Source organism: Pseudomonas sp. p106 (assembly GCF_003936645.1).
In the GTDB taxonomy this organism is placed as follows: domain Bacteria; phylum Pseudomonadota; class Gammaproteobacteria; order Pseudomonadales; family Pseudomonadaceae; genus Aquipseudomonas; species Aquipseudomonas putida_E.
Genome location: NZ_RHQR01000001.1, coordinates 272,844 through 286,654, shown reverse-complemented (window position 1 = coordinate 286,654; position 13,811 = coordinate 272,844). Strand labels below are relative to the sequence as shown.

General features: G+C 63.5%; 16 protein-coding genes. 8 read left to right on the top strand and 8 right to left on the bottom strand.

Annotated elements, in window-relative coordinates; translation table 11 throughout:
* Positions 1–210: 210 nt before the first annotated feature.
* The gene (locus tag EGJ09_RS01520; protein WP_012314240.1) at positions 211–543 is read left to right on the top strand and encodes a hypothetical protein; all 333 of its coding nucleotides are present in this window, start codon (positions 211–213) and stop codon (positions 541–543) included.
* Positions 544–600: 57 nt separating this feature from the next.
* Here the strand turns inward: EGJ09_RS01520 and EGJ09_RS01515 are convergent, their stop codons facing one another.
* The 4 genes from EGJ09_RS01515 to EGJ09_RS01500 all read right to left on the bottom strand — a co-directional run bounded on the left by EGJ09_RS01515 (position 601) and on the right by EGJ09_RS01500 (position 2,679).
* Positions 601–900: a hypothetical protein gene (locus tag EGJ09_RS01515; RefSeq protein WP_125923027.1), complete on the bottom strand. Its 300-nt coding sequence runs from the start codon at positions 898–900 to the stop codon at positions 601–603.
* A 143-nt stretch (positions 901–1,043) separates the two neighbouring features.
* Positions 1,044–1,232, bottom strand: coding sequence for a hypothetical protein (locus EGJ09_RS01510; protein WP_115275044.1), 189 nt, complete (start codon positions 1,230–1,232; stop codon positions 1,044–1,046).
* A 142-nt stretch (positions 1,233–1,374) separates the two neighbouring features.
* Positions 1,375–1,695, bottom strand: coding sequence for a YbjQ family protein (locus tag EGJ09_RS01505; RefSeq protein WP_012314237.1), 321 nt, complete (start codon positions 1,693–1,695; stop codon positions 1,375–1,377).
* 96 nt (positions 1,696–1,791) lie between these two features.
* On the bottom strand, positions 1,792–2,679 hold the full coding sequence (locus EGJ09_RS01500; protein ID WP_125923026.1) for an EamA family transporter: 888 nt from the start codon (positions 2,677–2,679) through the stop codon (positions 1,792–1,794).
* Positions 2,680–2,920: 241 nt separating this feature from the next.
* Here EGJ09_RS01500 and EGJ09_RS01495 point away from each other — a divergent pair, with 241 nt between their 5' ends.
* Both EGJ09_RS01495 and EGJ09_RS01490 read left to right on the top strand, forming a co-directional pair.
* Positions 2,921–3,976: a GlxA family transcriptional regulator gene (locus tag EGJ09_RS01495; protein ID WP_115275045.1), complete on the top strand. Its 1,056-nt coding sequence runs from the start codon at positions 2,921–2,923 to the stop codon at positions 3,974–3,976.
* Between the two features lie 82 nt (positions 3,977–4,058).
* Positions 4,059–5,264, top strand: a complete 1,206-nt coding sequence (locus EGJ09_RS01490; protein ID WP_046785453.1) for an NAD(P)/FAD-dependent oxidoreductase — start codon at positions 4,059–4,061, stop codon at positions 5,262–5,264.
* Positions 5,265–5,321: 57 nt separating this feature from the next.
* Here the strand turns inward: EGJ09_RS01490 and EGJ09_RS01485 are convergent, their stop codons facing one another.
* Positions 5,322–6,224 (bottom strand): LysR family transcriptional regulator, encoded by a 903-nt coding sequence (locus tag EGJ09_RS01485; RefSeq protein ID WP_115275047.1) that lies wholly within the window; start codon positions 6,222–6,224, stop codon positions 5,322–5,324.
* Between the two features lie 216 nt (positions 6,225–6,440).
* Here EGJ09_RS01485 and EGJ09_RS01480 point away from each other — a divergent pair, with 216 nt between their 5' ends.
* Entirely contained in the window at positions 6,441–7,409 is a 969-nt protein-coding gene (locus EGJ09_RS01480) for an AbrB family transcriptional regulator (protein WP_371928061.1), read from the top strand.
* Between the two features lie 29 nt (positions 7,410–7,438).
* On the opposite strand, the gene EGJ09_RS01475 is transcribed toward EGJ09_RS01480, so the two are convergent.
* Positions 7,439–7,918 carry a VOC family protein gene (locus EGJ09_RS01475; RefSeq protein ID WP_125923024.1) on the bottom strand — a complete coding sequence of 160 codons (480 nt, stop codon included), beginning with the start codon at positions 7,916–7,918 and terminating at the stop codon, positions 7,439–7,441.
* A 243-nt stretch (positions 7,919–8,161) separates the two neighbouring features.
* Here EGJ09_RS01475 and EGJ09_RS01470 point away from each other — a divergent pair, with 243 nt between their 5' ends.
* Positions 8,162–9,379: a hypothetical protein gene (locus tag EGJ09_RS01470; protein WP_125923023.1), complete on the top strand. Its 1,218-nt coding sequence runs from the start codon at positions 8,162–8,164 to the stop codon at positions 9,377–9,379.
* A 258-nt stretch (positions 9,380–9,637) separates the two neighbouring features.
* Positions 9,638–10,288 carry a TIGR04211 family SH3 domain-containing protein gene (locus EGJ09_RS01465; RefSeq protein ID WP_115275050.1) on the top strand — a complete coding sequence of 217 codons (651 nt, stop codon included), beginning with the start codon at positions 9,638–9,640 and terminating at the stop codon, positions 10,286–10,288.
* Between the two features lie 107 nt (positions 10,289–10,395).
* On the opposite strand, the gene EGJ09_RS01460 is transcribed toward EGJ09_RS01465, so the two are convergent.
* The gene (locus EGJ09_RS01460; RefSeq protein WP_046785459.1) at positions 10,396–11,277 is read right to left on the bottom strand and encodes a LysR family transcriptional regulator; all 882 of its coding nucleotides are present in this window, start codon (positions 11,275–11,277) and stop codon (positions 10,396–10,398) included.
* 125 nt (positions 11,278–11,402) lie between these two features.
* Here EGJ09_RS01460 and argC point away from each other — a divergent pair, with 125 nt between their 5' ends.
* Positions 11,403–12,344 carry an N-acetyl-gamma-glutamyl-phosphate reductase gene (argC, locus tag EGJ09_RS01455; RefSeq protein ID WP_115275051.1) on the top strand — a complete coding sequence of 314 codons (942 nt, stop codon included), beginning with the start codon at positions 11,403–11,405 and terminating at the stop codon, positions 12,342–12,344.
* 78 nt (positions 12,345–12,422) lie between these two features.
* Positions 12,423–13,109, top strand: a complete 687-nt coding sequence (locus EGJ09_RS01450; RefSeq protein WP_125923022.1) for a GNAT family N-acetyltransferase — start codon at positions 12,423–12,425, stop codon at positions 13,107–13,109.
* A gap of 54 nt (positions 13,110–13,163) precedes the next feature.
* On the opposite strand, the gene EGJ09_RS01445 is transcribed toward EGJ09_RS01450, so the two are convergent.
* Positions 13,164–13,703 (bottom strand): Rrf2 family transcriptional regulator, encoded by a 540-nt coding sequence (locus EGJ09_RS01445; protein WP_046785462.1) that lies wholly within the window; start codon positions 13,701–13,703, stop codon positions 13,164–13,166.
* Between the last annotated feature and the right edge of the window lie 108 nt (positions 13,704–13,811).

The window sequence follows — 13,811 nt, the reverse complement described above, 5'->3', positions numbered from 1 at the left end:
ATGATGAAGCCGTCTCCCTGATCGGGAGCGGTGGCAAGGGTGTTCCAGATGGCCTGCGCGGTAACGCAGGCCGTCCGTGGAGAGGGAACTGTCCAAAAGGCAGCGTGAGAAAGCCCCTGTTGCGATGCTGCTGTAGCAGCCTTGGTAGTGCGCTACATGCTGTAGCGCCAACTGTGAAAATCACCAACAAAAACGGGTAATGGGGGCTTTATGATGAACTTGAACAACAATCCCACAATTGACCAACTGGCCCAGCTGTTTGCCATGCGCAAGGACAGCCTCGACGACCACCTGCTGTGGGTCAGCCAAACCGGCGAAGTGCGCCTCGACCGCCTGCCGCCGAACACCATCGAAGATGAATTCGAAGAGCACCTGCCCAGCATGCGTGCCCGCTTCAAGGTCTACCGCCGTGGCCAGGGCTACGTCGGTAAGAAGGCCGCCGCCGACACCGAGTTCGTTGGCCGCGTGCTGCAGACCCTGCAACAAGAATGGCCCGCCGCCCGTGAGCGGCAGGCAGTCAAGGTGATCGAGCCGCTCAACTGACCCTTCATTGAGCTGCCACACCACTTCCTGAGCCCGGCCCGCATAGGCCGGGCTTTTTCATGCCTGGCGACGCTGTCGCTGCGGCAATGCCAATGCGCCGGTCGCCAGCGCCCTGGCCCGCTCGACGCCCCATACCAAAGCACGTGTCATGGTCTCACCCGGGCGTGCCGGGTAATACTCTTCCAGCAACGCCTTGCCGTCCTGGCCGTATAGCCCAAGGAACAGTTGCGTGGCGCCCAGCCGTGACAGGCGCACCTGTACATCGATGGTGGTGCCATCGCTCAATGCTTCATCGTGGCTGCGGCAGTGCAATTGCGCATCGGCCCACTGCCAGTAAGCCTCTTCCCTGACCCGCATGCAAACAGTGCTCCTTTCCTGAGATACCCAGGCAGAAGACCACAGCTGCATCGATTCGGCGAGCACAACCCAGCGTTACCATGAGCAAGATCAAACAAGGAACAAAAAAACCCCGCGAAGGGTGCGGGGTTATGTGAACGGGGTCACTTTCTCGGGGCAACCCTCGGCGTGAAGCGGCCCTTTTTGCTGCGTTGCAGATGTGCCGGTTGCAGCTGCTGCGAATCATCCAGCGTCATGTGGGCAAAGCCCAGGCGAAACGCTGCCTGACCGCAGCGCACCTGGCTGTTGATGGGGAACGCATCATTCATGTCTTCGAAAAAGGACTCACTCATGCCCTGTCTCCATTTCAGTGGCGACCGCGCCGGCAAGTGAAGGGTTTTGCCTGGAAAAACGCAGCCTGTGAAAGTGAGACTAGCCGGTCATTTACGGACTGCTCGGGCAAACCACCCGGAGCCGACAAGTGGCACAATGCCTTTATTTCAGGCGCACAGCGGTGCCCGTGGCGAACACTACAACCATGCCGCCTTGCACTGAGGGCATGCTGATTTCGAAATCCACACCCACCACTGCATCGGCTTGCAACTGCCGTGCCCGTGCTTTCAGTTCCTCGGTTGCCTGCTCGCGGGCGAGGCGTAGTGCGCCCTCCAGCGTCTGTGAGCGGCCGCCGAAGAAGTCGCGAAAGCGTGCAAAGAAATCGCGCACGAAGTTGATGCCTTGCACCGATTCGGAGCTGACTACGCCAAGGTATTCAGCAATCGGCCGGCCTTCGAGCTGGCTGGTGGTGGATATGATCATCGCAGGCTCCGGTGGCGTGACAAAAGAGCCCGAGTCTAACAAAGCATCGGCCCTTCGGGTTTACCCGGGAGAGGGCCGAACGGCTCTACACAACCATTATTGAGCGCTCGCAGCCCGTAACCGCTGGCCAAGCTTGGGTCCGAACACATTGACCAGCAGCCCGAGCATCACCAACAGCGCCCCCCCCCCCTGCACTGCCGTCAGCCGCTCACCCAGCAACCAGGCGGAAGAGCTCAAGCCAATCACCGGCACCAGCAACGAAAACGGCGCGACCTTACCCGCCGGGTGCCGCGACAGCAGCGTGCTCCACAAGCTGTAGCCGAGCATGGTGGCTACGAACGCCAGGTAGATCAGCGCCAGCACCGAGCTCCAGCTGATATTGGCCAGCGCATGGCCGATACGCTCGGGCCCTTCCAGCCACCAAGACAGGGCCAAAAACGGCAGCGGCGGGATCAGCCCGCCCCAGATCACCAGCGCCACCAGGTCGACCGAGCCAAACCGCCGTGTGATGATATTGCCCATGCCCCACATTGCGCCTGCGCACAAGGTCAGCAGTAGCGCCACCATCGGCACGTGGCCACTGTCCTCGCTGCCGATCAGCGCCAGCCCGCTGGCTGCAACCAGCAAACCCAGCAGGCTCGCCAGGCGCAAGCGCTCACCCAGAAACAGCGCAGCGAACCCGAGGGTGAAGAAAGCCTGGGATTGCAACACCAGTGACGCCAGGCCTGGCGGCATGCCGCTATACATGGCCTGGAACAGGAAGGCGAACTGCCCCAGGGAAATCGTAGCGCCATAGGCGATCAGCCAGCGCCACGGCAGTTTCGGCCGCTTGACCAGCAAGATCGCCGGGAACGCAACCAGCAAGAAGCGCAACGCCCCCAACAGCATCGGCGGCAGGCCATCGAGGCCCACCTTGATGACCACGAAATTGACTCCCCAGGCGACGATCACCACCAGGGCAATCAGCAGGTCCTTGAGCGGCATTGCAGCTTCCTTCTTCAGGCGTTCTAGACATATTTCGTTACAGCATAAAGCCATTTGCACATGCTGGACCGGCACAGTTAGGCTTCGGCCTTGCGCAACAGTACAGATATTCTGGAACGGGCTCGGGCGTTCACCCTGACTCAACCTCCCTGTAACGTTGCACAGCGCGACCAACTCATGCCTTGGGGCGCCCGGTGACCCAATAGTCAAGCGCAACTTTTCGTTTCAATCAGGCCACACCATGACCGATATCGCAGGGCAACTCGACCCTCCCCTGTTACCCGTCGACCAGCCTCGGGTGGTGGTCTTCGTTGCCTACCCCGCCATGGGCCTGCTCGACCTCAGCGGCGCGCAGACCGTGTTCTGGGCAGCCACCAAGGCCATGGCCGAGCGCGGCCTGCCCGGCTACCGCCTGCATACCGCCAGCCTCGACGGTGGCCTGCAGCCAACCGCCGAAGGCCTGGTGGTGGCCACCGAGCGCCTGGATGATGCCATGGCCCAGGCCGTCGACACGTTGATCGTACCCGGCGCGCCGGACATCATCCGCAGCCTTCCCGAACACGGTCCGCTGGTGGCCTGGCTGCGCCGCGCCAGCCAGCACGCCAGGCGCACGGCATCGGTCTGCAGCGGCACGTTCCTGCTGGCCAGTGCCGGCCTGCTCGACGGCCGTCGTGCTGCCACCCACTGGGCCATGTGCGAGGTGTTGCGGCGCGACTTCCCGGCCGTGCAGGTCGACCACGAATCGATCTTCGTCCAGCAAGGTACCCTGTGGACGTCGGCGGGTGTGAGTGCAGGGATCGACCTGGCACTGGCGCTGGTCGAGCTGGACTGCGGCCGCGACGTCGCGATGCAGGTGGCGCGCGAACTGGTGGTGTTTCTCAAGCGCCCGGGCGGCCAGGCGCAGTTCAGCGAACTGCTCAAGCTGCAAGGCCAGGACTGCGCGGAGTTCGAAGCCCTGCACCTGTGGCTCAATGAGAACCTGGGCGACCCACGCTTGAGCGTGGAGCGCCTGGCCGAACAGGCGCACATGAGCCTGCGCAATTTCACCCGGGTGTACAAACTGAAGACCGGCCGCACCCCTGCCAAGGCGATCGAGGTGTTCCGCCTGGAGGCGGCCCGGCGCCAGCTGGAAAACACCGACAGCCACATCGAGCAGGTCGCCCGCCTGTGCGGCTTCGGTAGCGAAGAACGCATGCGCCTTGCCTTCCAGCGCCACCTGGCCGTCACCCCGCGCGACTACCGTGCGCGCTTCGCCCGCAGCGTGCCGCTGGCCGAAATTCAGGGTTCTTTGGCCTAGGGCCCGCGCTTCGTCGCCCGTAGCATCGTTGATCGCAAACAAGGGCTACCTTGTTCTATCCGGACCTTCCAGGAGCACAACGATGAAAAACATCCTGATCATTGGCGCAGGTTTCGCCGGGCTGTGGAGCGCCCTGAGCGCTGTCCGCCAACTGGACCTGCATGGCCGTACGGATATCGAGGTGACGCTGCTCGCGCCTCAGCCCGAATTGCATGTGCGCCCACGGTTCTACGAGCCCGACGTGCACACCATGGCTGCACCGTTGCAGGCGTTGTTCGAGGCGGTGAGTGTGCGTTTCGTGCAGGGCACGGCGTTCCACATCGACGAAGCCGGCAAGCGTGTGAGCTACCGCACCCAGAGCGGCACCGAATGCAGCCTGCCCTACGACCGCCTGATCATGGCTTGCGGCAGCGTTCTCAACCGCCCGGACATGGTCGGTATCGAACATGTCTTCGATGTCGACAAGATCGACAGTGCCGCACGCCTTGAGGCCCACCTCAAGTCCTTGGCCAACCTGCCCGACACCCCTGCACGCAATACCGTGGTAGTGGCGGGCGGCGGCTTCACCGGCATCGAGACCGCGACCGAGCTGCCATCGCGCTTGCGCAATATCCTTGGCGAGCAGGCACGGCTGCGCGTGGTGGTGGTCGACCGCGGCGTGAAAATCGGTGCAGCTTTGGGCGACGGCATTCGCCCCTCTATCGAGCAGGCCTGCGAGTCACTGGGTATCGAATGGATCTGCGCGGCCAGCGTGGCCTCGGTCGACCCCGAAGGCGTACTGCTGGACAACGGCCAGCGCATCGAGGCCGGTACAGTGATCTGGACCGTGGGCTTCAAGGCCAACCCGTTGACCGAGCAGATCAGCGGCGAACGCGACCGCCAAGGCCGCCTGCACGTGGATGGCAGCCTCAAGGTCAAGGGCAATGATGCGGTGTATGCCGCCGGTGACGTGGCCTACGCGGCCTGCGATGAGGCGGGCAACTACGCGGTGATGTCCTGCCAGCATGCCATCCCGCTCGGGCGTTACGCGGGCAACAACGCTGTGGCCGAACTCATTGGCGTGGCGCCCATGCCCTACAGCCAGCCCAAGTATGTGACCTGCCTCGACCTGGGTGCCTGGGGCGCGGTATACACCGAGGGCTGGGAGCGCACGGTCTCGCCGCCCACGGACAAGGCCGAAGCGAAGGTGCTGAAGTCGCAGATCAACTCGATCTGGATTTATCCGCCAGCGGCCACGGACCGTCAGGCAGCATTGGCGGCGGCGGACCCGACCATACCAGTGGCCTGACCCAGCATCCATGGCCCACGCTTGGCAGCGCGGCAACACCTGCGCCGCGCAAGCAGTTCAATCCCGCTCGAAGAAGCTTGGGCCCTTTTCCTTCAGCAGCGCTACCAGCGCCCCGGCTGCCGGCGACAGGTAGCCGTCGGTGCGCACGGACACCGCCACGGTCCGGCGCATGGTGGTTTGCTGCAGAGGCACCTCGCGCAACCACGTCATCCCCAACCCGTGTTCCAGCGTTTCCCGTGCGACAAAGCTGAGCAGTCGCGTCCGGGCGATCAGCCGTGGCAACAGTGAAATCGCGTTGGTTTCCACCTGCACTTGCGGCGCCGGCAACTGGTGGCTGATGAATACATTGTCTATCCAGCGCCGCGCTGTAACGGTCGGCCCTGCCAGCACCCAGCGGTACTGGCAGAGGTCCTTTAGCTCGATGGGCCCGCAGAACACCGGATGCTCGGCGCTGGCCACCACGATCGCCTCATCTTCAAGGATGGCATGCGTGGTGAACTGCGGGTCATCGGCAAGCTGCGGCGAAATGATCACATCCAGGCGCCCCGCCCGCAGCGACTCCTTGAGTACATCGTCCTGCGCGATAGACAGCTTCAGGGTTACCTCAGGGGCCCGCTCGAGCAAGGCGGCGGTCAGGTGGGGCAGCAAGTGGTCGGCCATGCTCGCCGCGCAGCCCAGGCGAATGTTACCCACCAGCCCATTGGCAAAATCGCGCACCTCACGCTCGGTTTCGGCGATGTTCAGTTGCAGTTGCCTGCCCCGTGCCAGCAACAGCTTGCCGACATCGGTGAGTTTGATGCGGCGGCCGTCGCGCTGAAACAACCGGGTGCCCAGCGACTCTTCAAGCCGTTGAATGCTCTTGGTCAGTGCCGGCTGGCTGCGGTTGAGCTTTTCTGCGGCTCGGCCCAGATGGCCGAGTTCGGCGATGGTTTCGAAGTAGGTGAGATCACGCAGGTCCATGATTCATGAATTTCAGTTATGGATTCATCAAAAGTAGAAAATAGACTTGATCGATTACGCAGTCGATAATTTTCTGCGCTGGCGTTGCCAGCCCGCGTTGTCGCTACGCAAGGAGTATCCCCGTTGCAGACTGCCCTCCCAGGCTCTTCCAGAACCCCCATCCTGTGGTTAGCCCTGCTGACCTGCGCCGGTGCCTGCGGCCAGCTGCTGCATGCCATGGCCGTACCGGCCGGCTTGTTCCTCGGCCCCATGCTGGTAGCCATTGCGTTTGGCGTATCCGGAGCACGCTTGAGCATGCACCGCCAGGTGTTCCGCTTCGGCCAAGGCTGTGTTGGCCTGCTGGTCGCACACTCGGTGACCTGGGCTGTGCTGGTCTGCATGGCGCACTCCTGGCACATGATGCTGGTGGCCACCTTCATCACCGTTGCCCTGAGCGCCCTGGTCGGGCTCGGTACCGTGCGTTTCGGTGGCATACCTGGCAGCACGGCTGCGTGGGGAACCGCGCCGGGCGCGGCCTCGGCCATGGTATCGATGGCCGAGGAAAACGGCGCCGACGCCCGGGTGGTGGCGACCATGCAATATGTGCGGGTGGTGTGCGTGGTGATGATCGGTGCACTGGTCAGCCACCTGCTGGGCGCTACGCCGGGCAACGGCGCCGCCAGTTCACCGGCGGTGATGCAAAGCCCGAACCTGTTCGACACGGCACTCAGCGTGGGCGTAGTGCTGTTCGGTATGCTGGTGGGTAGCCGCATGCCGGCCGGCGCCCTGCTGATGCCGCTGTTGCTCGGCGGTGCGCTGCAACTGGGCGGCGTGCTGACGATCACCCTGCCCGCACCGCTGCTGGCCTTCGCCTATGGCGCCATCGGTTGCTACATAGGCCTGCGCTTTGACCGGCAGACCGTGCGCTATGTGTGGAAGCGCTTGCCGACGATGATTGCCGGCGCCATGGCCTTGATCATCCTGTGTGCCGCCTGTGCCTGGGTACTGGCAATGGCCATGGATACCGACTTTCTGTCGATGTACCTGGCCACCAGCCCCGGGGGGCTGGATGCCATGGCGATCATCGCGGTCGAGACGCATGCCGACGTCGGGCTGGTGCTGGCGATGCAGACCTTGCGCTTGTTTGGCGTGATTCTTACCGGGGCCTTCTGTGCTCGGCAGATCATTCGAATGACACAGGCATGACCTGCCTGATGCGCGCCCTGCGCTGACGGTCAGCCACGCAACGCCGCCTCGATTGCGGCCACATCGATCTTGCCCATGTCCATCATCGCCTCGAACGCCCGCCTTGCCGCCGCCCTGTCCGGGTTGCCGATGGCTTCGATCAGGATCCTTGGGCAGATCTGCCAGGATATTCCCCACTTGTCCTTGCACCAGCCGCAGACGCTTTCTTGTCCGCCATTGCTGACGATGGCGTGCCACAGTCGGTCGGTCTCGGCCTGGTCCTCAGTGCTGACCTGAAACGAAAATGCCTCGCAGTGGCTGAACGCCTTGCCGCCATTGAGCCCCACGCAAGGGATGCCCATGACGGTGAATTCGACCGTGATCACATCACCCGCCTTGCCTGAGGGGTAATCACTCGGTGCCTGATGCACCGCGATCACCTTGCTGTCGGGGAAAGTGCTGGCGTAGAAGTTCGCAGCGTCTTGCGCGTCGTGGTCGAACCACAGGCAAATCGTGTTCTTGGCAGTCATGGCTAGGCTCCAGGGATAGGCCGGGACCTTTCAGTCTAGCCCCTGGGCACGGCACGACGATGGGCGGGGCGCACGCTTGATCGGAGTGCGTCAAGCGCAGTGATTGCCGATGTCTGGCCAAATCAGAAAATCCCTACACGCAGCGGAGAATTATCGAGTCTTTGCACGCTTCACTTATCCATCCGGCAAGCACGATCATCTCCAAAGCGGCCTATAACCGACTTTTTTCAGGGAGATTCAGGTTTGTCGGACTTCCAAGCAAAGCTGCAGCACCTTACCGCTGAACAGGTCGAGGCGCTGTACAGCGAATACATCAGCGGTGAAAAGATTGCACACCTGCTCGAGCGCTACGCCATTGACGTGGCACCCAGCAGCCTGATCAAGGCGTTCCCGCCCCTGCCCTGCGCCGACCTGTGTTGCCCCTACTGCAAAACCAGCCTGTATGAACGGCGTAAAAGCCGCACAGCTTCGAGCTGCCACGAAAACATGGCCTTCTGCAAAACCTGCGAGCATCGCCATTACTTCCCCGGGCGTACCCAGTGGCGCCGCGATTGCGCGTGCCAACCGTGCCTGGCGGCGCGCCAACAGGCCAGGCTGGAGCTGCAAGCACAACAGCGCCAACGCATAAGGGAGCACTGGTCACTGGCCAGACGCCGGCCGATACCTCTGCGCAGCCTTTCGATAACCCGCAAGCTGCAACTGTTGGCCCTGCTCGAGGTGCGAATGGACAAACAGCTTGACCGCCTGCTCCCGGCAGAGCATCCCACTGGCGATGAATGTCTCAGCCCGTCCAAGACCATGGATGCAAACCTGCTGCAGGCTTTGCAAGAAGACCTGATCCTGCTGGTCGACCCTGATTCGCCGCCGGTATGTTTCAGCAATGACCCAACGCCCAAGGCATGGCGTGACAAAGTGTACTGGGTGGTCAATGTAAGCCTGCACGGGCACCAACGTACGCGCCTGGCGCCGCTGCATCGCGCGCTGCTTGAGCTGCTGGGCGCAGGCCCCCGGCCCGAGTGGCGCGAAGAGCTCAGCGAGGCAATCACAACCTTGGCGATTGAAGAGGTGTTTGCCTGCATTGCTTCGCGCTGCGCTGCGCATGGCCTGCCGTTCGAAGCTAGCGCAAAGGCCGAGCGGGTTGTCGCGCAACTGCTCGGTATGCTGCCAGTAGCGTCTGCCTGGTCGCTTGTCGACGGCGCGGTGCACGGCGCGCTTGCCTACAGGGCGCGCAGCCATGTCACGCCGCTTCATGCCAGCAGCACCATTCCCGCCAACATGCTGGCGGCGGCTGAACGGGCCGTGAGGGAGCAGTGGCAGTTCAGCCCGTGCAGCTACGCCAGCAACGCAGTGCTCAACCACTACAGCCGTGTGCTGTTCGATGTACTCCTGCGACAGGCGGATCACGGCCTGCGGCGCAGGATTGCCGAGTACATCGAGCAGCTTCCCTGTCGTGGCGCATAACGGCAGTCACTTCAGGGTTTTTTCCAGGCCCTTGACGATCCCGCGAACAGGCTGCTTCCGACAGGCGAAGCAGCCTGTTCGCCGAGGCGCTCTAGCCCGCCCTTTGCAACATCCTGCAGACAATTCCTACCCCCAGCAGTGAACCTGCTTGCAAAAATGCGGTCTTTCGCTGACGGTCAATCCACCGACCGGTTCGCCGGCCCAGCCAACGTTCCAGCGTCACCGGGCCTATTTTTCCTGATGCAGCGAAGACCCAACATGCCTGAATCCCGCCCAGCCTCCCTCGCCCTCCCTGCCCTGCGCGGCACCCTGATCGCCGCTCTGGTGGCTCTCGCCGCCCCCGTGCATGCCCAAGAGCCGGCCAGCGATGCGCGCTGGGTCAGCGACAGCCTGAGCACCTATGTACGCAGCGGCCCTACCGACGGCCACCGCATCGTCGGCACACTCAAATCCGGACAGAAGCTGACCCTCATCGGCAGTCAGGGCAACTACAGCCAGGTGCGCGGGCAGAACGGTGACCTGGTGTGGATCCTCTCCAGCGACCTGCAATCGGTCCCGGGCCAGGGTGAGCGCTTGCCTGAACTTGACGCACAGGTAGCGCAGTTGTCCGGGCAGCTGAAAACCATCGACGACAGCTGGAAGAACCGCGTGCAGGGCATGCAGGAAACCCTCGACTCGCGCAAAAAGCTGGTCGACGAACTGCAAGCACGCAACCAGGCATTGAACGAACAGCTTGATCAGACCCAGTCGAACCTGCGCGACGCTCAGGCACGCTTGGGTGATGAGAACAAACAGGTAATGATGCGTTACATGGTCTACGGCGGCAGCATTGCCGGCGCGGGCCTGCTGGCGGGGCTGATCCTGCCGGCGCTGACCCGTGGTCGCAAGAAGAACGACCGCTGGTTCTGAGGCTTGTCCGGCCAGGCAACGGGTTGCCAGTACCGGCCTGATCGCCGACGAGCCGGCTCCATAAGCCCCAGAACGAGGTTCCTGAACGGCGGGCTTGCCCGCGCCATTTACTGCCGCAACCGCTCCAGCGCCTGCAGTACGAACCTCGTCGCCCGTTCGGTCTCGCCTTCCCGGCAGGCAATCCCCAGTTGCCGCCACAAGCCAGGGCGCAGCGGCCGGCGCGCTATGCGCCGGTCCAGTTCGGCCATCTCGCCTTCCTGGGGCAGCAAGGTTGCGCCATAACCGGCACCCACCAGGCTCTTGATCGCATCGTTGTAGTTCAACTCGATCCGCGGCTCAGGATACAACCCGGCGGCAGCGAACCACTCTGCGGTCACCCGCGACAGTTGGGTGCTGCTGTCATTGAGAATCAGCGCTCGCTGCCCCAGCCAGGCCGGTGTAACCCTGGCCGGCGGCTGCCAGTCGGCCGGCACGTAGGCCAGGATCGGGTCGCGCCGCCAGGCGGTGACCTTGATGCCCTTGCCCGCCACCTGCGGCAAAGCCACCAGGCCGATATCCAGGGCGCCTTCGCGCAGCCGCAGCAGGGAAGCCTGGGAGGTCAGCACCTGCACCTGCACATCGATGCCTGGATGTGCCACCCGCAAGTGCTCCAATGCCTGGGGCAACAGGTGGGCGATGGCGCCGGTCGAGGCGCCCAGGCGCACCCGACCGGTCAGGCCTTCGACCTGGCGCCGCACTTCATCCAAGGCAAGGTCGGCATCGGCCAACAGCCGGCGGGCACGTACCAGCAGGGTTTCGCCGATGGCGGTGGGGCGCACCTGGTTGCGGTTGCGGGTCAACAGCGGCGCACCGACTCTCGCCTCGAGTTCGGCCACGTGCAGGCTGATGGTAGGCGGCGCCAGGTTGAGCTGGCGCGCAGCCTCGGCGAATGACCCCAGGTCGGTAATGACCACAAGGGTGCGGAGGCGATCGAGGCTGATTTCACGCATGGGGATGGGCCGGTTCAGGGTGCATTTCGTTCAGAAAATATGAACGTCTGCATCATGATATTCAAATTTTATTTACCAAGACGACAGGCGAGCATAGGCCATCTTCCTTTTGAACGGACCCGACCATGCGCACCCCTATTGTCTTCATCGACGGCGACCAAGGCACCACCGGCCTGCAGATCCATGCCCGCCTGCAAGGGCGCACCGATTTGCAACTGCTGACCCTGCCCGAGGCCGAACGCAAGGACCCGCAACGGCGCAGCGACGCCATCAACAGCGCTGACATCGCCCTGCTCTGCCTGCCCGACGCCGCCGCGCGCGAGGCCGTGGCGGCCATCCGCAACCCGGCGGTGCGGGTGATCGATGCGAGCTCCGCGCATCGCACCACCCCCGGCTGGGTCTACGGCCTGCCTGAACTGGACCCGCGGCAGGCCGAGCGCATTGCTTTGGCCAAGCGGGTCAGCAACCCCGGCTGCTACCCCACTGGCGCCATCGCCCTGCTGCGCCCGCTGGTGCAGGCTGGCCTGTTGCCCGCCGACTACCCGCTGAGCATCCATGCCATCTCCGGCTATTCCGGCGGTGGCCGTGCGGCGGTCGAGCGCCATGAGCAGCCCGGGGCGCAGCGGGCGCCCACCCTGCAGATGTACGGCCTGGAGCTGGCGCACAAGCATGTACCGGAAATCCAGCTGCATGCAGGCCTGGCGGCCCGGCCGATGTTCCTGCCTGGTTATGCGGCCTATCGTCAGGGCATCGTCCTGAGCATCCCGCTGCAATTGCGCCTGCTGCCAGGCCAGATCCGCGCCGAGCAATTGCAGGCATGCCTTGAACGGCACTACCAGGGCGCACGCCACGTGATGGTGTCCCCACTGCACCAGCAGGGGGCGGCCTCGCCGCTGGATCCTGAGGCATTGAACGACAGCAACGACCTGCGCCTGGCCCTGTACGCCAACCCCGAACACGGCCAGGTACTGCTCACGGCAGTATTCGACAACCTGGGCAAGGGCGCCTCGGGTGCGGCGGTGCAAAACCTCGAGCTGATGGTCGCAGCACCGCAGGCACACGGCTGACAGGTAAAAAGGGGTAGACTGTGCGCCCCGCATCAACCGGTGCGGGGCGATACAACAGCCGCCGGAGCCCGTCCACCGATGTTCATTCTGAGCCGCCTCGACAGCGTGCCGCCCGAATCCTTCCAGAACCAGATCCGTGAGCTGGTGATCCACCATGTCGGCGAACTGAGCAGCGTCGCCATTCGTGCCGACAACCCGTTGTACCCTCTGTACCAATACGGCGTCGGCATGGAGGTGCATCAGTACCTGCAGGCCATGGACGGTACTCGCGGCCTTGCCGTGGAGCTGACCCTGGCACTGGACGCCGAAGCGCCGGACCAGATGCTCGGTTTCGCCCTTACATTACCGGCCCAGGACAATGCGCAGGCCTGTGCACTGGCCTTTCTCGCCGTGGTGCCCGGGCATCGCCGTCAAGGTATCGGCCGCGCCTTGCTGGCCGATGTGCAGGCACGCTTTGCCAGCGTCGAACTGAACGCCTTTGCCAACCAGGTGCCATGGTTCGAAGCGAGGGGCATGCAGGTGGTGGCCGCCAGTGGGCCGCAAGTGTTGATGAGCAGCACCGGCCAAGCCAGCGGCGCGCTGATCGGCCGCCTGGATATCGCGCCGATTTACCAGGCCACTGAAGTGCACCAGATTCATACCTACCTGCTCAATCAGCAGGGTGAAGATGCGATGCTCGAAGCCGAGCAGCAGCGCGATGAGTGGCTGGATGAGCTGACGGAGCAGGCCCGCGCCTGTGTGAGGCAACGCAAGACGGTGCATTGACCGTGGGGCCTGATCGCGGGCGCCCCCGCGATCAGGCCTGAACAAGCACTTGAGCTAGACCTGACTAACCGGAATATCTCCCCCACCCTTGCCATCGCGCCGCTCCCCTATCCAGTCACTGACCTGCTGGCCGAACTGCGCCGGTGCCTTGCGCCCGAAGCGCCGTGCCAGGTCGAGGATAGTCTGCTGCGCCAGGGCCTCTTCCATCCGCTTTTGCGCCCCCAGCATTACTGCATGGATCGCACAGGTGCCCTCGGTGGCCCAACCCGGCGGTGAGCCTTCGAACAGCGTGCAACGCTCGCGGATCTCGCGGCAGTCGAAGATCTTCTTCGGCCCGTCGATGGCATTGACGATGTCCAGCACGGTGATCTCGTCCGACGGCCGGGCCAGTCGAAAGCCCCCCCGCACGCCTTCGGTCGCTGCCACCAGTTTGGCCCGGGCCAATTTGGTGAATACCTTGGCCAGGTATTCCTGCGGCACCCCCTGCAACTGCGCCAGGTCGCGAACACTCGACTCGCGTGTGTCACCGCGTTCGTCCACCAGGTACAGCAGGCAATGGATGCCGTATTCAACGCCAGCACTGTAGAGCGACATATAAATCTCCGACCAAACTTGTCGCCAATATTACGCTTACCGGCGTGCAATGGCAAAGCCATGAAATGCCATTGGTCGCTAGCCGTGCTCCCTGAGAATACCTATCAA

Coding starts and splice junctions, on each gene's coding strand:
- EGJ09_RS01465 (WP_115275050.1), top strand. CDS start 9,638: ATGCCTGAATCCCGCCCAGCCTCCCTCGCCCTCCCTGCCCTGCGCGGC.
- EGJ09_RS01500 (WP_125923026.1), bottom strand. CDS start 2,679: ATGCCGCTCAAGGACCTGCTGATTGCCCTGGTGGTGATCGTCGCCTGG.
- EGJ09_RS01480 (WP_371928061.1), top strand. CDS start 6,441: ATGGCCGTACCGGCCGGCTTGTTCCTCGGCCCCATGCTGGTAGCCATT.
- EGJ09_RS01490 (WP_046785453.1), top strand. CDS start 4,059: ATGAAAAACATCCTGATCATTGGCGCAGGTTTCGCCGGGCTGTGGAGC.
- EGJ09_RS01460 (WP_046785459.1), bottom strand. CDS start 11,277: ATGCGTGAAATCAGCCTCGATCGCCTCCGCACCCTTGTGGTCATTACC.
- EGJ09_RS01475 (WP_125923024.1), bottom strand. CDS start 7,918: ATGACTGCCAAGAACACGATTTGCCTGTGGTTCGACCACGACGCGCAA.
- EGJ09_RS01510 (WP_115275044.1), bottom strand. CDS start 1,232: ATGAGTGAGTCCTTTTTCGAAGACATGAATGATGCGTTCCCCATCAAC.
- EGJ09_RS01450 (WP_125923022.1), top strand. CDS start 12,423: ATGTTCATTCTGAGCCGCCTCGACAGCGTGCCGCCCGAATCCTTCCAG.
- EGJ09_RS01505 (WP_012314237.1), bottom strand. CDS start 1,695: ATGATCATATCCACCACCAGCCAGCTCGAAGGCCGGCCGATTGCTGAA.
- EGJ09_RS01520 (WP_012314240.1), top strand. CDS start 211: ATGATGAACTTGAACAACAATCCCACAATTGACCAACTGGCCCAGCTG.
- argC (WP_115275051.1), top strand. CDS start 11,403: ATGCGCACCCCTATTGTCTTCATCGACGGCGACCAAGGCACCACCGGC.
- EGJ09_RS01445 (WP_046785462.1), bottom strand. CDS start 13,703: ATGTCGCTCTACAGTGCTGGCGTTGAATACGGCATCCATTGCCTGCTG.
- EGJ09_RS01515 (WP_125923027.1), bottom strand. CDS start 900: ATGCGGGTCAGGGAAGAGGCTTACTGGCAGTGGGCCGATGCGCAATTG.
- EGJ09_RS01485 (WP_115275047.1), bottom strand. CDS start 6,224: ATGGACCTGCGTGATCTCACCTACTTCGAAACCATCGCCGAACTCGGC.
- EGJ09_RS01495 (WP_115275045.1), top strand. CDS start 2,921: ATGACCGATATCGCAGGGCAACTCGACCCTCCCCTGTTACCCGTCGAC.